Source organism: Anabaena sphaerica FACHB-251, assembly GCF_014696825.1.
Lineage (GTDB): Bacteria > Cyanobacteriota > Cyanobacteriia > Cyanobacteriales > Nostocaceae > RDYJ01.
Genome location: NZ_JACJQU010000001.1, coordinates 671,717 through 687,610 on the forward strand (window position 1 = coordinate 671,717; position 15,894 = coordinate 687,610).

The 15,894-nt window shown below is 36.4% G+C and carries 19 protein-coding genes; 11 read left to right on the forward strand and 8 right to left on the reverse strand.

What is annotated here, in order from left to right; genetic code table 11:
* Entirely contained in the window at positions 1 to 615 is a 615-nt protein-coding gene (locus tag H6G06_RS02985) for a TetR/AcrR family transcriptional regulator (RefSeq protein ID WP_190556903.1), read from the forward strand.
* A gap of 44 nt (positions 616 to 659) precedes the next feature.
* Here H6G06_RS02985 and H6G06_RS02990 read toward each other — a convergent pair whose 3' ends face one another.
* From H6G06_RS02990 to H6G06_RS03000, 3 genes are all read right to left on the reverse strand, one after another.
* Entirely contained in the window at positions 660 to 1,103 is a 444-nt protein-coding gene (locus tag H6G06_RS02990) for a DUF4332 domain-containing protein (RefSeq protein ID WP_190556905.1), read from the reverse strand.
* A 50-nt stretch (positions 1,104 to 1,153) separates the two neighbouring features.
* On the reverse strand, positions 1,154 to 1,948 hold the full coding sequence (locus H6G06_RS02995; RefSeq protein WP_190556907.1) for a PhzF family phenazine biosynthesis protein: 795 nt from the start codon (positions 1,946 to 1,948) through the stop codon (positions 1,154 to 1,156).
* Positions 1,949 to 2,699: 751 nt separating this feature from the next.
* Positions 2,700 to 3,281 carry a Uma2 family endonuclease gene (locus H6G06_RS03000; protein ID WP_190556909.1) on the reverse strand — a complete coding sequence of 194 codons (582 nt, stop codon included), beginning with the start codon at positions 3,279 to 3,281 and terminating at the stop codon, positions 2,700 to 2,702.
* 154 nt (positions 3,282 to 3,435) lie between these two features.
* Between H6G06_RS03000 and H6G06_RS03005 the strand changes: the two genes are divergently transcribed.
* The 3 genes from H6G06_RS03005 (at position 3,436) to H6G06_RS03015 (ending at position 4,456) form a co-directional block, all read left to right on the forward strand.
* Positions 3,436 to 3,630: a ribbon-helix-helix domain-containing protein gene (locus H6G06_RS03005; protein WP_190556911.1), complete on the forward strand. Its 195-nt coding sequence runs from the start codon at positions 3,436 to 3,438 to the stop codon at positions 3,628 to 3,630.
* Between the two features lie 149 nt (positions 3,631 to 3,779).
* Positions 3,780 to 4,097 (forward strand): hypothetical protein, encoded by a 318-nt coding sequence (locus tag H6G06_RS03010; protein WP_190556913.1) that lies wholly within the window; start codon positions 3,780 to 3,782, stop codon positions 4,095 to 4,097.
* A complete protein-coding gene (locus H6G06_RS03015) occupies positions 4,094 to 4,456 on the forward strand; it encodes an aspartyl protease (protein ID WP_190556915.1) in 363 nt (120 codons plus the stop codon). The genes H6G06_RS03010 and H6G06_RS03015 overlap by 4 nt, the downstream gene beginning before the upstream one ends.
* Positions 4,457 to 4,516: 60 nt before the next feature.
* Here H6G06_RS03015 and H6G06_RS03020 read toward each other — a convergent pair whose 3' ends face one another.
* Positions 4,517 to 4,846 carry a type II toxin-antitoxin system Phd/YefM family antitoxin gene (locus tag H6G06_RS03020; RefSeq protein WP_242039576.1) on the reverse strand — a complete coding sequence of 110 codons (330 nt, stop codon included), beginning with the start codon at positions 4,844 to 4,846 and terminating at the stop codon, positions 4,517 to 4,519.
* A gap of 98 nt (positions 4,847 to 4,944) precedes the next feature.
* Positions 4,945 to 5,280, reverse strand: coding sequence for a XisI protein (locus tag H6G06_RS03025; RefSeq protein ID WP_190557237.1), 336 nt, complete (start codon positions 5,278 to 5,280; stop codon positions 4,945 to 4,947).
* A gap of 237 nt (positions 5,281 to 5,517) precedes the next feature.
* Between H6G06_RS03025 and H6G06_RS03030 the strand changes: the two genes are divergently transcribed.
* The 5 genes from H6G06_RS03030 to H6G06_RS03050 all read left to right on the forward strand — a co-directional run bounded on the left by H6G06_RS03030 (position 5,518) and on the right by H6G06_RS03050 (position 8,168).
* Positions 5,518 to 6,012 carry a hypothetical protein gene (locus H6G06_RS03030; protein ID WP_190556917.1) on the forward strand — a complete coding sequence of 165 codons (495 nt, stop codon included), beginning with the start codon at positions 5,518 to 5,520 and terminating at the stop codon, positions 6,010 to 6,012.
* A gap of 8 nt (positions 6,013 to 6,020) precedes the next feature.
* Positions 6,021 to 6,395: a hypothetical protein gene (locus tag H6G06_RS03035; protein WP_190556919.1), complete on the forward strand. Its 375-nt coding sequence runs from the start codon at positions 6,021 to 6,023 to the stop codon at positions 6,393 to 6,395.
* Positions 6,396 to 6,461: 66 nt separating this feature from the next.
* Positions 6,462 to 6,701 carry a hypothetical protein gene (locus tag H6G06_RS03040; RefSeq protein ID WP_190556922.1) on the forward strand — a complete coding sequence of 80 codons (240 nt, stop codon included), beginning with the start codon at positions 6,462 to 6,464 and terminating at the stop codon, positions 6,699 to 6,701.
* Complete coding sequence (locus H6G06_RS03045; RefSeq protein WP_190556924.1) at positions 6,698 to 7,111, forward strand: putative toxin-antitoxin system toxin component, PIN family; 414 nt, start codon at positions 6,698 to 6,700, stop codon at positions 7,109 to 7,111. The genes H6G06_RS03040 and H6G06_RS03045 overlap by 4 nt, the downstream gene beginning before the upstream one ends.
* A gap of 151 nt (positions 7,112 to 7,262) precedes the next feature.
* Positions 7,263 to 8,168: a protein kinase domain-containing protein gene (locus H6G06_RS03050; protein ID WP_190556926.1), complete on the forward strand. Its 906-nt coding sequence runs from the start codon at positions 7,263 to 7,265 to the stop codon at positions 8,166 to 8,168.
* A gap of 495 nt (positions 8,169 to 8,663) precedes the next feature.
* Here H6G06_RS03050 and H6G06_RS03055 read toward each other — a convergent pair whose 3' ends face one another.
* Together H6G06_RS03055 and ahcY are read right to left on the reverse strand one after the other, a co-directional pair.
* Positions 8,664 to 10,463 carry a reverse transcriptase family protein gene (locus H6G06_RS03055; protein WP_242039577.1) on the reverse strand — a complete coding sequence of 600 codons (1,800 nt, stop codon included), beginning with the start codon at positions 10,461 to 10,463 and terminating at the stop codon, positions 8,664 to 8,666.
* Positions 10,464 to 10,528: 65 nt separating this feature from the next.
* Positions 10,529 to 11,806 (reverse strand): adenosylhomocysteinase, encoded by a 1,278-nt coding sequence (gene ahcY / locus H6G06_RS03060; protein ID WP_190556928.1) that lies wholly within the window; start codon positions 11,804 to 11,806, stop codon positions 10,529 to 10,531.
* Between the two features lie 354 nt (positions 11,807 to 12,160).
* Between ahcY and H6G06_RS03065 the strand changes: the two genes are divergently transcribed.
* Positions 12,161 to 13,780, forward strand: coding sequence for a mechanosensitive ion channel domain-containing protein (locus tag H6G06_RS03065; protein WP_338422901.1), 1,620 nt, complete (start codon positions 12,161 to 12,163; stop codon positions 13,778 to 13,780).
* Between the two features lie 360 nt (positions 13,781 to 14,140).
* Positions 14,141 to 14,404 (forward strand): hypothetical protein, encoded by a 264-nt coding sequence (locus H6G06_RS03070; RefSeq protein ID WP_190556930.1) that lies wholly within the window; start codon positions 14,141 to 14,143, stop codon positions 14,402 to 14,404.
* Between the two features lie 345 nt (positions 14,405 to 14,749).
* Here the strand turns inward: H6G06_RS03070 and H6G06_RS03075 are convergent, their stop codons facing one another.
* Positions 14,750 to 15,883: a glycosyltransferase family 4 protein gene (locus H6G06_RS03075; RefSeq protein WP_190556932.1), complete on the reverse strand. Its 1,134-nt coding sequence runs from the start codon at positions 15,881 to 15,883 to the stop codon at positions 14,750 to 14,752.
* Positions 15,884 to 15,894: the final 11 nt, after the last annotated feature.

The following is a 15,894-nucleotide window of genomic DNA, read 5'->3' on the forward strand; positions in this document are numbered from 1 at the left end:
ATGCGAGTTTTTAATTCTCCCCCACCCTCAGAAGCTCAAACGCGTGGACGCATTCTTCAAGCGGCACAGCGGTTATTTGCATCTCAGGGATTTGATGGTACTACAACCCGTGACTTAGCACAGGCCGCAGGGGTAGCTGAGGGTACACTCTTTCGTCATTTTGCCAATAAAAAAGCGATTTTGGTAGAGGTGGCGACTAGTGGCTGGGTGGATATTCTCACAGATTTGCTCACAGAATTGAGTGAAATGGGTAGTTATAAGGCTGTAGCCCAGGTAATGCGCCGCAGAATGTGGAATATGCACAAAAATGTCGAGATAATGCGGGTTTGTTTCATGGAAGTGCAGTTCCATCCAGATTTGCGCGATCGCATTCAAACAGAAGTCATTGATAAAATGACCGATGTCGCTGAAGCATTCTTTCAAACGGCAATGGATAAAGGAATCTATCGCCAGATGGATGCCAAACTTGTGGCTAAGGTGTTTTTAGGAATGTTTGCGATCGCAGGTTTTTCTGATAATACCCTCATGGAACCCAATGCGTCTCCCCAAGAAATGCAACAAATGGCCGAAGGACTGGCAGATATTTTCTTAAATGGTGTACTAGCTAAGGAGTAGGTACTGGGGACTGGGGACTGGGGACTGGGGGAGAAAATTAATAATTATGAATTACCAATTACCTTCGCTTGTTGACTCCATTGTTGTACTAACTCAACTGCTGGACACAAATCACGACGCTGGAATGTTGCTACTTGCAAACGCATAATTTGTTGGTGCAATCTGTGAGTGGGAATTTCCGCTAACTGCGTCACCGAAATCACACCAGCATGAAGTAATAAGCCGCAATATTGAATTCCCACACTAGGAAGACGTGCCAAATCCGCCAAAGCCATCCATTTATTTACATATTGAAGATGTACCTGTAATTTATTGGCTAATACTAATCTTGCTTCTGGAGTTTTTCCCTGTTTGAGTAGTTCTCCTGTGGTGGTAATGCCACAATTTTGGAGTTTGGATTCTTCCTCTGGGCTTAATCCTGGTAATTTTTCAATCGGCCAGTCACAAGCTTGCAGGAAACTTCTACTCTTTGTGTGTTTAATAGCCATTTCTTCCTTTAAACATGAGTTTATTTATATCTTGCACCACCAATTACCAATTAGCCCATTATTAACTCACCGCGCATTACAGTTATAGCTTGTCCAGCCAGAAAAACGCGGTTTTCACCTGGATAATTAACCTTAACAACACCACCTCGACTAGAAGCTTGGTAAGCTAAAAACTCATCTTTTTTCAACCTTTCGCGCCAAAATGGTGCTAAACAACAATGTGCTGCACCAGTCACCGGATCTTCATCAATACCCAACCCAGGGGCAAAAAACCGAGAAACAAAATCATATTCTGAATCACCAATACTCGTAACAATCACATTAGCAATAGGTAAGTTTTTCATCTGTTGAAAATTCGGTTGCATTTGTCGCACCAATTCCGCCGATTCAACTTCTACTAAATAACCAAGAGAATTTAGGTAAACGGATTTATAAGCAATTCCCAAAACTTCATTTAATTCTGATGGTGGTTCTATGGATTTGGAATGATTCACCGGGAAATCTAACTCAACCCAGCCGCCTTTCAATTTGGCAATTAATAGGCCGCTTTTTGTATGGAAATGGGCTTCTTGATTCAGTGATAAATGTCCCTCTGACCATAATACATGGGCGCTGGCTAAAGTGGCGTGACCACAAAGGGGAACTTCTACAGTCGGTGTAAACCAACGTAAATTAAAACCGCCATTTTTTTTGATTAAAAAAGCGGTTTCTGATAAGTTCATTTCTTGGGCGACTTTTTGCATCCAGTCGTCAGGTTGGGGAGTTGCTAATACACAGACTGCGGCTGGGTTGCCTTTAAATGGTGTATTGGTGAAAGCATCAACTTGGGTAATGATTTGGTTCATAGGAGGGTAAGAAGTTAAGATAGGGTATATTTCACACCAAGGAAGAGAGGGATCGTAATCTTTGTCAAAAATTAATCTTAAAAAGCCACATCTTCATAAACATCGGTGAGATTGGCTAAAAGTCAGATCAGAAAGTTATTATATTGATTATTTGCATAATATCATTTATTGCTGGGTTAAAATACAAGTATACCGCCTGAGAATGAATTCTCAGGCTCATAGCAAAAGTCGGGTGAAGCCGACTAAAATAATTTACGTAACTACAATTGATGATAATTTAGTGATAGAAAATTATTTTTTTGATATCCTGTAAATCCTGATTCAGACAAATGCACGGATAGAAAAGTTGAATATTTTGATTTCGCTCAAAGTCCAATTCTAGAAAGTCAGCAAGAATTACATTTACAACTTTTAGAAAAAAATCAAAATAACCAATTAAGAGGTTGTTTGAAAAGTATTAGATGAAACCAATAATCTTCAGTAACCTAACCCCCCTTCCCCCCTTCCCTACGAGGGAATGGGGGTTTCAAAGCCTCTCCCCGCGTCGGGGAGAGGTTTGGAGAGGGGTTTATTTATACATTCAAAACTTTTCAAACATCCTCTAAGTGAATCTGATAGGTTATTGTTGAAATCTCTGCGAGTGAGTGCTGATTATTTAATGTTGAAAAAAGCTTATAACTATGTACTTTTAAGGTGGAAAGGTTTTTCTCTTCCAGATTTCGAGCAATTACTATAATACCAGTGTCATCTTTTATTTACTCAAATTTGTAGGAAAAGCAACATCTTCATAAACATCAGTAAGAGGACAATAAAAACTCACACTGGTTAATTCTAATTGTTGATTTCCTCTATAGCTATAAAGAACCCATCTTCCTTCAGAATTGCGCCGAAAACAATCAATTCGTTGCCGATTTTGACTAACTAAAACATATTCTTGTAAAGTGTCTAATTCTTGATAATCACTAAATTTATCACCTCTATCTAAGGCTTCTGTAGAAGGTGATAAAACTTCAATAATTAAACTCGGATATCGTTTAAAATATTCAAATTGTGTATCTCTTGAATCGCAAGTTACCATGATATCAGGATAATAGAAAATATCGAGAGATTCAATTCTCGCTTTCATGTCAGCAACATAAAGCCGGCATCCTGTACCACGAATGTGGTTTCTTAAAAGGGCGACTAAGTTAGCAGTAATTGTTACATGAGCATCACTAGCCTCAGCCATTGCATAAATTTGCCCTTGGATATATTCATGTTTAATAGGGCTGGATTTTTCAGTTTCTAAATATTCTTCTGGGGAAAGATAGGGTTGAAATTGGCTAAGGGTCATATATTTTTATGATTGACATGAGATGATTGTGTGGGAATGTTCTTAGTATAGCAATGATTAATATCTTTTATTTCGCGCAAAGAGACAAAGGGGCAAAGGTGCAAAGAAAGAAATGTATTATAAAATATATATAGGTCAATTACCAGAATAAATCATGAATATCCAAATTAAACCGGAATTAGAGGAAATTATTCAAGCACAAATTGCAACGGGTAGATATGCAAATGCTGAAGATGTAATTAGTAAGGCTTTGAAGTTACTTTTGGAGTGGGAGAAAGGTTATCAGAATTGGGTGGAAGAAACACGAGAAAAGGTTGATGTTGCTATTGAACAATTGGATAGAGGGTAAGGTATTGATGGGGAAGTTGTGATTTCACAATTGCGGGATAAGTTGGCATTTATCAAAAATAAATAATAATTTCTAATAAAAACAAATACGAACTTTGATTAATTATCACAATTTAAGTTAAAATAGTAGTTAGATTTGAGGTTAAAAATATGACTCACATAACATCAAAAAAAGTGGTAAGAAGAGGAAGGATTTTCCCTGAATTGACTATATCACCGGAAGAATTAGCTAGACGAGAAGCAGATGATGAAATATTTTATCAATGTTGTCGGGCAATTTTTGAGCGTGTCCGTCCTGAATATATTGAAAGTCACTATGGTTGGTATATTGCCATAGAACCAGATAGTGGAGAATATTTAGTTGATCAGGATAGGATGCAATCTCATAAAAGAATGTTGGAAAAATATCCTCAAGCTAGACACTTCGTTTTTTGTTTGAATGAAACGGGGACAACTGGCACGATATGATAGAGGGTTATTTTGGAGAAAATGGGCAAATATTTTTTGAAATTGAATTAGTCACTAATGATGGCTTAAATCTTGCTGTAGATGCCCTATTTGATACGGGATTTGCGGGTTTTATGGCTATTAATACACAAGATTTAGATGGATTAGAATGGGTGTATAGTGGGGAGGAAATGTTACGGACTGCTAAAGGTGAATCAAAATTTCAGATTTATTTAGGTCAAGTGATATTAGACGGAAAGCAGTATCAAATTCCTGTGAATGTGGGCAAAGGAATTAATGAGATTTTATTGAGTTCTGAGTGGTTAAAGTTATTGCGTTTAGTTGTGGATTTTCCAGAGGATATTTTGACTTTGGGATAATTTTTTATTTCGCGCAGAGCCGCAGAAATTGAAACTTATCGGCAATGTTTTAAGTAACTATCATTCATCAGCTAATAATTCTTCTAAGATTTCCTCTGTGAGTCCTTTGGATTGAGCATTTTTACCAATTCTATCAAAAATAGTTAGTAAATCTTTACCCTCGAAGCTATTCAAAATATCTTCAGGTAAGGGAGCGTCAAAATCATCTGGAACAATGAACTCTCCAGCACATAAACCATAAGGTCTGAGTTGTGGAGATGTGGGGGAAACTGGTTTAATTTCTGCAATTGCTTTACCTGATTCGATGATAATTATACTTTCTCCTGCTGCTACTTGATGAAGATAGCTAGTGAGGTTTTTTTGGATTTCATCAATGGTTATGGTTAACATGAGATGATTGGGTGGGAATCTTTCTAGTATATCAAGAAATTATGAATATTTTTATCTCACGCAAAGGCGCAAAGACGCAAAGGAAGAATCGCAAGGTTTTAAGTAATTGCAAATTCTGTATATTGTCTGATATCGGCTGGTTGGAAGGCTAAAACTATTTGATTTTTAGGAATATCAGTGTTAACAAGTTCGTTGGCTATACCGTATTCTGTTCCGTCTCTTTGAATCCAGATTTTATTGTTGATTATGTCTATATGAACTAAGCAACCATGTACTCGTTGATTATTTTCCCAGCCTAATGTTAGTAGTAGGTAATGGTTGGCGGTTTGGTCTATTATTAGTTGTCTTTCTAGTTCACCGTAAGCGTAGGGAAGTTGGGAATATTCGGTTAATATTTTTTGAATGATTTGGCGATATTTATCTAAGGTATCCATTGCAGTATAATCTCTTGTTTGGAGTAGAAGACAAGTAAACAAAGGCATTGATTTTCTAATAATATTTTACCAACTGGTTTTTGAAATAGTTCTGATTTTCGTTTCGTGCAAAGAAAAAATGAAACCCGAAACAAAGGTTTTTGTAATGTTACCTATTGACAAATGATAAAAGTTACGTATAATAGTGCGTAATATCATATTCAGATTAAGTCAGCGTTTCTTGAAAACGCAGGTATCATGTCAATTGCAATTTTTAGCAATGCTTTCTCAGATGAGTTAGTGACAGCCACGGAGTTGAATCGTCAACCTGGACGAGTTCTAGACAAAGCTTATGAACACCCAATTACTATTACTAGAAATGACCAATCTTTTGCGCTGTTGCGTCGTGAGGATGTGGCTTATTTAGTGAAAGGGGTAACACAAAGTAAGGCTGTTTTTGAGGTGTTATCGGTGGGATTTCGGTTGTTATTGGGTCAAGAAATTGGTTATGAACATCCTTATGGTTGGTTGCGGGTTTTTGATGCGGATGAATTGCAAGATTTTATTAAAGAAGTGAGTGAGGCTTTTCGTTTAACTGATACTTCTAATCAGGCTTGGGATTTGATTGATGCTATTATTTATGAATGGAAAGAAAGTTCTATAGCTATTAGTAGTCCTGAGTTAGCAGCAGCTTTTAATGATGAAACTGATGAAATACCTTTAACATCACCTATTAATAAAAGTGGTGGTTAAATTATTTTATGTCAGATAATGCTGCTGAAAATGAGTTAATAGATAATGTAGAACCACCAGAAGTAAAATTATCTGCACCTGCATTATCTCAAACAATTGGAACTTGGTTAGTAGTTGCTAAAAACAAAAGGGTTAATCGAGATTGGGAAGCATTAATGCAACGTTATCCAGAAAACTGCTCTCGTTGTTATCAAGATTTATGTAATGCACCAACAACTAGACAACCAAAGCGGGTTTTTTCTTTAAAGGGTAAAGTTTATCAAGGTGTTTGGGAGTATGAAGTTACAAGCGGTGATAGGGTATTTTATGTTCCTAATGAGGAGCAATTAAAGGTTGTTGTCTATTATGCGGGGAAACATCCTAAAAATGCACCTGTACCATAATTTATATCTCACGCAAAGGAAGAGAAGTGTTATAAAATATATACAGGATAAATAGCAGAATAAATCATGAATGCTTACAAGACTTATATCACGATTGAAGACCCGAAGCAGGTAGTTTTATCTGATTTACCTTTTCAAGTTGGACAGCGTGTGGAGATTATTGTTTTAGCTGAAGATAACCCGCAAATTACAATTAGTAATAAGTTGCGGAATTTATTTGATAAAACTCAGGCTATTCCTGGTGTGGAAGAGGTTACAGAGGAGGATATAGCCGCAGAAATTGAAGCTTATCGGCGTGGGGAATGAAAGTTATTATTGATACTAATGTTTTAGTTTCTGCTGTTCTCAAGGGGAGAGAACCAAGGGATGTTATTCAATTTGTTGTGGATAGTCCTAATTGTGATTGGGTTGTTTCTGAGGAGATTTTATCAGAGTATCAGGATGTGTTAAGTCGGAAGAAGTTTAAGTTGACAGATGAAGTCAGAAAAGAATGGTTAGAAGTTATAGATTTGGTAACTAAATTAGTTGATGTTCAGGTAACAATAGATTTTGCTAGGGATAGAAAGGATGAAAAGTTTTTAGCTTGTGCTGTCGCAGCAGAGGCGGATTTTTTAATTACTGGAGATGCTGATTTTAATCAAGCACAGAATTTAGTGAATACTACTATTGTTTCTGTGTCTATGTTTAAGCGGTTGGTTTGTGATTTTAGGGAATAATCAGGCGATTAGAAATCGCGGCTATATAAACAAAGTCCACCTTCGTGGACTAAAAACAAGATTTTTGAACCCGCATAGGCTAGGTCGTAGTCGTTGACACATACTAGCAACCTTGTTATAATCTTGATGGTTTTATACAGGGTTGTTATTTATGCAAGTAAAACATAGTTTAAAAAATTCTGACAAACAAATAACTTATTATTTAACAGAAGAATTAGGTAAAGGTTGTTTTGGGCAAGTATGGGGAGGAATAGATAGCAACCAAATTCCAGTTGCTATTAAGATTTTTCATTTTACTGATGATAAAAATTTGAAAGCCTGGGTTAATGAAATTTCAAATCAAATAGGTTTTGATCATAAAAACATAGTTAAAATTTATGATTTTTTTATTGATACCGAGCCTTATACTAGTAATACTAGGTTAGTAATAGTTATGGAAAAAGCTTTAACGAGCTTAGATAAATATTTGCAAATTAATAAAAATTTTTCTTCAATTCATGTTTGTTGGATAGGTTGTCAATTATGTGATGGTTTATTTGAAATTCATAACTCTACAGTCATACATAGAGATTTAACTTTAAGAAATATTTTATTATTTCCTGGCTATCATGTAAAAATTGCTGATTTCGGAATATCTCAAAGGAAGTCTGATTTATATCTTCCTATTGTGTCTAATACTGGTTTTCCTAATGCTATTCCTCCAGAAATTTTACAACAGGGCTACTCCGATTTTCAATCAGATATCTACCAGCTAGGTTTAATTCTACTTACATTATTAACAGGACAAGAACCTATTCCTCAAAATTTAGACCGTGAAATAATTAATCATTTGATAAATGAGGGGCAACCAAGAAAAATAGCTGAATCATTAATTGAAAAATTTGGAAATTTAGCATATATAATTTCTTGTATGTTACGTCGAAGATTAGAATGGCGTTATCAAAGCGTATTAGAATTAAGAGAAGATTTAGATAAGGAATTAAGAAACATACAGATGATCCAAATGATACAGATGAACCAAATAGTTAAGAACTTTAATCAAGAATTTTACCAGTAATAGACAGGGCTTGCTGAAAAAGTTTTTTCGTGATGACTAGGAGGTAGGAAACAGCTATATGGATGAAATTTTTAACTATTTCTCGATAATCTAACTTTTCCATAAGACTATAAAGTTATAGTAATAATTCGTAGGTTGGGTTAAGCAAAGCGCAACCCAACGCAATAAAATTATAAAGATGTTGGGTTTCGTTCCTCAACCCAACCTACCACTGTTAAAAAATATCACGCAACATTGTTATTAGGTTGCCCCTTCGCGTAGCCAATCATAAAAACTCAGAATAGTTTACACCGTCGTAAACCATAATAAAATACATACTTACTCACCGAACGGCGTTAGCCAGGTGAATAAGTATTAGCTTGAAAACAGAGGGCGGCGCTCCACCGCCCAACAGAGGGCAGCACTTTACTGCCCAAATGCAAGGCTGTTTTACCTGTTAACAATGTCACGTGATGATTAAAGTATAAAACATGGAATGTATAAAAAGCAAGTTTTTTAGAACGGCGGCTCATCTAAATCGTCAAAGGATGATTGCAAGTTTTTTAAGTAATTTAAAAATTCTACTAATTGTTCTTCTGTTAATTCTTGGAGAGAGCGTTTATTATAAGTTTTAGTTAGATACATCCGTCTTTTTGTTTTACTATAACTAAGTTTACTAAGTTTATAATAAATCTGATTAATTATGTAAGATTGAGTCCGAATTACTGGACTATAATCACTAATCTTATCCTTTTTAATTCCATATTTTTCTTTAATTCGGTGTATCTGTTCTATAAATTTACCACCTTTTTCTGGATTTACCATTGAAACAAAATTAGCAAAACCTTCAATTGCAGCAATAATATCCTTGGACTGTCCCCAAGTATAATTTTGCAACCCATCTTTTTCAATTTTATAAAGAACTGCACGAAAAGTTTTAAGTTTATCTCTAGGGATATTAAGTTTTTCATTAACTATCACACCAGTTACTTCTTGTCTGCGATAATTGCGAACTACCCTAGTTTTATTTTCATTAATTTCAAAGTCCTCTTTTTTAACAATCAAATTGGTAAGTTTCAGAATATTATTGACATTCACAAGACTTTCACCAGAAGCAGAAAAAGTTAAATCATCAGCATAGCGAGTATAATCAAAACCATATTGTTTAGCCATAAAGGTTAATTTCCTATCTAACCTACGACAAAGAATATTTGTAATTGCTGGACTACTCGGTGCGCCTTGGGGTAAATAACGATCTGTCCATGATAGTAAACTATTAATTTCTCCGTTTATTTCAACTTCTTTAATTTTTGCTTCTGTGCAAATCAACGCGAAAATTGTTGAGGCTGTTTCCGAATATCCAAAGGATTTAAAAAGTCCCTTAACTCGTTTATAAGAAATTGAAGGAAAAAAATCTTTGAGATCAATGTTAATAATTACTTCTTTACCTACATGAATCTGTGCATTTGTAACTATAGAGTGTTTCAGACGGAAACCGTGAGCAGCATCATGTAGTTCTAGTTTTTCAAGAATATTATCAAGAATCCAATTTTGAGCTTTTTTTAATAATTTTTTTGGTGCGGAAATTTGCCGATATCCACTCGGTTTTTTGGGTATTTGAAAACGAATGTAGTGATCATTTTTGCGGGAAAAGGACAGAAATCGCAATCCTTTAACACTAATTCCCATAGCTTGAGCAATTTCTTCATGGGAATTATATGTAGGTAAGTTTTTATTTTCTAATCTTTCTTGATTAAACTGGGAATTCTCAGCCCGCTTTTTTCGCAATAACTCAATAGTTTGTAATCGGCTAGAAAGGAAATTTTCCAATTTATTTAATTCGGATGATATTAAATCATAGATTTCTTGTTCTAAGTGCCAAGTACCTTTATATTCAATATAAGAAAATTCATCATTATCATTATTTTTAGAAAAATGCGAATAATCTTTTCCAATTAAATTTTGAAGTTTTTGAAAGATATTTGTATATTCTTGATCAGCTATAAGTGTATCAGCTTTTTTTAAATCAGCAATTGCACCTTGATCATCTCTTTGTTTCCTAAGAACTAAACCCCTGTAGTGATAAGCTTGACAACAATTTGAATCAGTAGAAATAATTTTGTTAAAACAATCAATAGCTTCGCTATATTTATTTTCTTGGTATAGAGAAATTCCTATAGTTATCAGATGATTAGTGTTCATATTATTTGTAAATGCAACTGATTGGAGATTTATGAGTAAAATATTGATTACATGATATTTTCTATTATAAATTAGAACATTACTCTTCTTTCGTGGTTCATTAAATAAATCCATAACACAAAACGAAAAAAAAGGGATAAGCAAAAAGCCTATCCCCAAAAAATCAACTAATTAATGATTTACGTTCCAGACTGCCAAGAATTGGTATAGTCAATTTGATCTGCTGTCAAACTATCAATGAAAATGCCCATAGCTTGCAACTTCAAACGAGCAATTTCTTCATCCACTTCTCTAGGAATAGAGTGCAAACCAGCAGCTAAACTACCCTTATTCTTCACTAGGTATTCAACAGCTAATGCTTGGTTAGCAAAACTCATATCCATAACTGCGCTGGGGTGTCCTTCAGCAGCAGCCAAATTAATCAAACGTCCTTGTCCGAGTACAACTACGGATTTACCATTTGTCAATTTATACTCTTCTGTGAAAGGACGGACATCCTTGATTTCCTTAGCATTAGCGGCTAAGTATTTCAAATCAAGTTCCAAATCAAAGTGACCAGAGTTACAAACGATCGCACCGTCTTTCATGACATCGAAGTGTTCACCGCGAACGACGTGCTTGTTACCTGTGACAGTAATGAAGATATCACCGTGAGGTGCTGCTTCCGCCATTGGGAGGACGCGGAAACCATCCATAACGGCTTCAATAGCCTTGATGTGGTCAATTTCGGTGACGATGACGTTTGCACCCATCCCACGGGCGCGGAGGGCTGTACCCTTACCACACCAGCCATAACCGACAACGACAACAGTTTTACCAGCTAATAAAATATTTGTAGCGCGGATAATCCCGTCTAAGGTAGATTGACCAGTACCATAGCGGTTATCAAAGAAGTGCTTGGTGTCTGCGTCGTTGACGTTCATCGCGGGGAAGGTAAGAACGCCTTCGTTAAACATGGCGCGTAACCGCACGATACCAGTTGTGGTTTCTTCCGTGCTACCAATCAAATCAGCGATTTGATTTTGGCGATGTTGAACTAATTCTGCTACCACGTCGCTACCGTCATCAACAATGATGTTGGGGCGATGATCTAAGGCGATTTGCACGTGGCGGCTATATGTAGCGGCATCTTCGCCTTTTTGAGCAAATACGGAAATTTCATGATCAGCTACAAGACTTGCAGCTACGTCATCTTGAGTTGATAAGGGGTTACTAGCAATTAAAACTGCATCAGCACCACCGGCTTTAAGAGCGATCGCTAAATGTGCAGTTTCTGTGGTCACGTGGGCGCAAGCTGAAATACGCAATCCAGCAAAGGGCTTTTCTTTCTCAAAGCGATCGCGAATTTGCTTCAATACGGGCATTTCTCGTCCAGCCCATTCAATCCGTTGTCTTCCCAAGGGAGCGAGAGCGAGGTCTTTAACCTCGTGCTTTAATCTGGGAGTTGTTGCGGTCATGAAAAATTATCCTCTAAAAAATGAAAAAGGTCTAAAAACCTTTACGTACTTTAACAAGATTTCTCACAAGTGGCAAATTTTCGCTGTAATTGCCGCATCAGGAAGTATGTGACCGATAAAAAGCGAGAATTTACCAATCACCATTTTTATCCAAGTTGTCTTTTTTTCCTAATATCTGTTATGAGTATTATGAACAAATGGGCTAGTCATCACTATCAAGATATTTTATCTGTCTTTAGATATAAATAACGGTCAATTTCACGCAGATTTGACCAAAGATAGATAATATAGTCCCTGTGTTGATAATGACTCTATCAGTACCCAAGAATAGATTTTATTCAAGGAGGTTTTTGAGTGCGTTTAAAATTTTTGGCGATCGCAGTTTCAATGGCTATTACCGTTGTCTCTGTACCAAAAGCTACAGCCCAGATTCCTCTTTTACCTTACTTACCAACTCCTAGCAGTGTGAGTAATACTTCCGAAAATCAAACAGTTTCCGAATGGATTTATTTAGATGGTCGTCCCTTATTTCGGATTGCAGCATCGAGAAATGATATTTCGGAACGGTTACAAAATATCCAAGGGAATTTACAGGAAATTAACCAAGATTACTTTCGGTCATCTACACAAAAACTGAAGGTGCAGATGCGAACAGTCAACGATTTGCCAGTCATTTATGTCAATGACAAATACCTGATGACTGTTAATTCCCTGGATGCTAAATTGCGCCAAATAGATACGTTGACACTGGCTAATGAAATCGCCGGAGATTTGCAAAAAGAGTTAGAACGGGCTAAGGAAGAACGCCAAACTTCATCTTTAATCGACCAAGGTAAAATTGCTGGTAGTATCGCTTTGGTAATGATTTTGTCAAGTTTATTAATATATCGTTGGCAACGCCGATCTCAAAAGGATGATGTAGAACCGATTTCCCCAGATGCCGCCACAGGTCAACCGATTACAACCCAACTAAATCAACAGGAACATCAGCATTTAGCAGAAGTAAAAAAACGCCTATTTCAATTAACGCAAACAGGTATTTGGGGAGGCGGAAGTTTTATAATTTTGGGTTTATTTCCCTACACGCGAGCATTTCAAGTAGGGATTCTCGCAGCAGCCCAAATTCCTGTGAAAGTAGGTATTGTGGTATTAGGAACTTACGTAGCGATTCGTTTTAGTTATGCCCTGATTGACAAATTTACCACGACTCTAATCAGCGGTGGTGTTTTATTAAACACCGAAGCTTCTGAACGGATGGAATTAAGAGTGTCCACATTTTCAGGAGTGACAAAAAGTATTACTACCCTCATCTGCATGGGAGTTGGGATTTTACTTACTTTGGTTGCACTGGGTATAGATATAGTTCCCTTATTAGCAGGTGCTGGTTTAATTGGTGTAGCTGTATCTCTCGCTTCTCAGAACTTAATTAAAGATGCAATCAACGGCTTTTTGATTATTCTTGAAGATCAATATGCCCTTGGTGATGTGATTAGTGTGGGAGATGTGGGCGGTTTAGTAGAAAATCTCAATTTGCGAATGACTCAAGTGCGGGATGGGGAAGGACGTTTGATTACAATTCCTAACAGTGAAATTAAAGTCGTTGCGAATCTTTCGAGTCGTTGGTCACGGGCTGATTTAACTATTCCAGTTTCTTACCAAGCCAATATTGATGAAGCTTTAAAATTAATCACAGATGTGGCTGTGGATATGAATAAAGAACCTTTCTGGAAACGGCAAATTATCGAAAAGCCTAGTATTTTAGGAATTGATAATTTTAGCGATCGCGGTATGATGATTCGCGTCTGGATCAAAACCCAACCCCTTAAACAATGGGAAGTAGCGCGAGAATATCGTCGTCGTCTCAAAATTGCCTTGGATCAAGCTGGTATTTCCATTCCCGTACCACAACAAGCAATCTGGGTCAATGATGCTCATTTGTTGAGTTATCAAGAAAATGGTTCATCTGTTCAGTAAACAGATACAGCAGCTTTCCGCTTTCAGCGGTCAAACCCTCTTGGTGCAAGGCTTTGTGATTAAAATTTGTACCTCATTTACCTGCAATATGCTGTATATCTCCGACTTCTTTGAGAATAGGACTTACGCAAGATTGGACTAAAAACCTGATTCTTGCGTAGGGGTAATTCATGAATTACCCCTACTTTCGTTCTCTTTTGCGTAAGTCCTGGAGAAGTCGGGGATCTGAGTATTAGAACTGGCAGGATGTTTACTTGCCAGCAAATAGACATATTGACAATATAGTATGTATGTACTAAAATGAATTCATCGCCTCGAACCTGTAAACGACTTCTGGAAGATGGATTCAAGGATATTCCTATGATGAAGCATTATATTCTCAATCTTAATCCAACTGCCAAGCATGAATGGGATCGTTGTATTTTACGTGATCCTCTGACCGCAAAACGTCCAGACATAGCTAAATTAATTGCTGAAGCAGTAGGTGCGGATACAGGTAGTTATTTAGTCAGTGTCAATATTGAAGTCAAAGTCTTGGAGGAAGCTGCAATACCTCAAGCTGAACAACTTTCCCTTCCCTTTCCAGAAGTGAGCATTTCTTCGCAAATTCGGGAAGCAGCGTAATTAAACATTTACCTGCTTTATATTTGTAGGTTGGGTTGACGCAAGGAAACCCAACACTATAGATTTATCATAGAAATTTCCAAGGTAAACACAAGTAGATTTTACATATAATCATAGCACAAAAAGTCAAGTAGTATTAATCAATCCTGAAAAAACGTATTTGCGTTCAATTATTGATAACATTTTCAATAATCTTGAGAATAGAGGGGGTTAATTATCAACAAGGTGCAAATCTCATTATTTTGGCAAAATCCCTATTTAAAAAACTTATATCTACCCAAGATCCCCGACTTCTAAGACAATTGATGTGAATAAATAATAGATTTAAGGAAGAAGTCGGGGATATCATATTTCTAACAATTCTTGAATTTGCTGATTAATAATATTCACATCAAACCGTTGACTAGCATTAATTCTAGCATGATTAGCGATTTTTTTAATCTTGTCTTTTTCCTGAATACAAGTATTAATTACCTGCGCTAATTCCTGGGGATTATTTGGGGTCACTAAAAAACCATTCATACCATCTTCAACTAACTCTATTGCACCCCCAGCTTTAGCAGCAACCACAGGTTTACCGCACAGCATCGCTTCAACAATAACTCTACCAAAAGGTTCAGGTGCGATTGATGTATGAGTAATTAAATCACAAGCTGACATTAATTGGGGAATATCAGCACGAAAACCCAAAAACTTAACTCTGTCTTCTAAACCTAATGCAGTTACTTTTTGGTGTAATTCTTTTACATATTCATGTTCACCAAATAAAGCATCACCAACTAAAATGACCGTCACATTTTCTGGACATTCCGCAAGAGCATTAATTAAAATATGCTGTCCTTTCCAGGGAGAAAGACGGCTAAAATGTCCCACTATAAATTTTTCTGCTAACCCTAGTTTTTGTCTTAATTCCTGAATCTCAACTTCAGAAATTTGATAATTTTTAGTTTCAAAACCGTTGTAGACAACTTCAATAATATCCGGTTTACCTCCAGCTTGGATAAATGCGGTTTTACTAGATTGGGAATTAGCAATTACTAAAGATGCAAAACGATTAATTAAAGTAATAGCAACCCGCAGATTGGTTGGGCTAAAATGTTCAGTAGACAGAATATCATGTAAATGATAAACCAAAGGACGACGTGCTAAAAAACTCGCGACTGCACCTACAACTAAAGCTTTTTGAGTATTAGCGTAAATTAAATCATAATCCTTTGCGCGTTTAACTACTTTATGAATTAGAGGTGTGAGTTGTCCTAAACTAGCTAATGCTGTAAGTAAACTACTTTGTTTTCTAACTTTAAGAGCTTGAGTTGCTAAAACTTCTACAGGAATATGATTACTTTCGAGTAACTTTCTAAAATCACCATCTGCAAATAAACCAACCAAGCAAGCATTAGAGTAGGGTTTAGCGATATCTAGTAAGCATAACTCAGCACCACCAGGTTTACCACTTTGGTCTAAAAACAAAATTTTCATGATCTGATTAT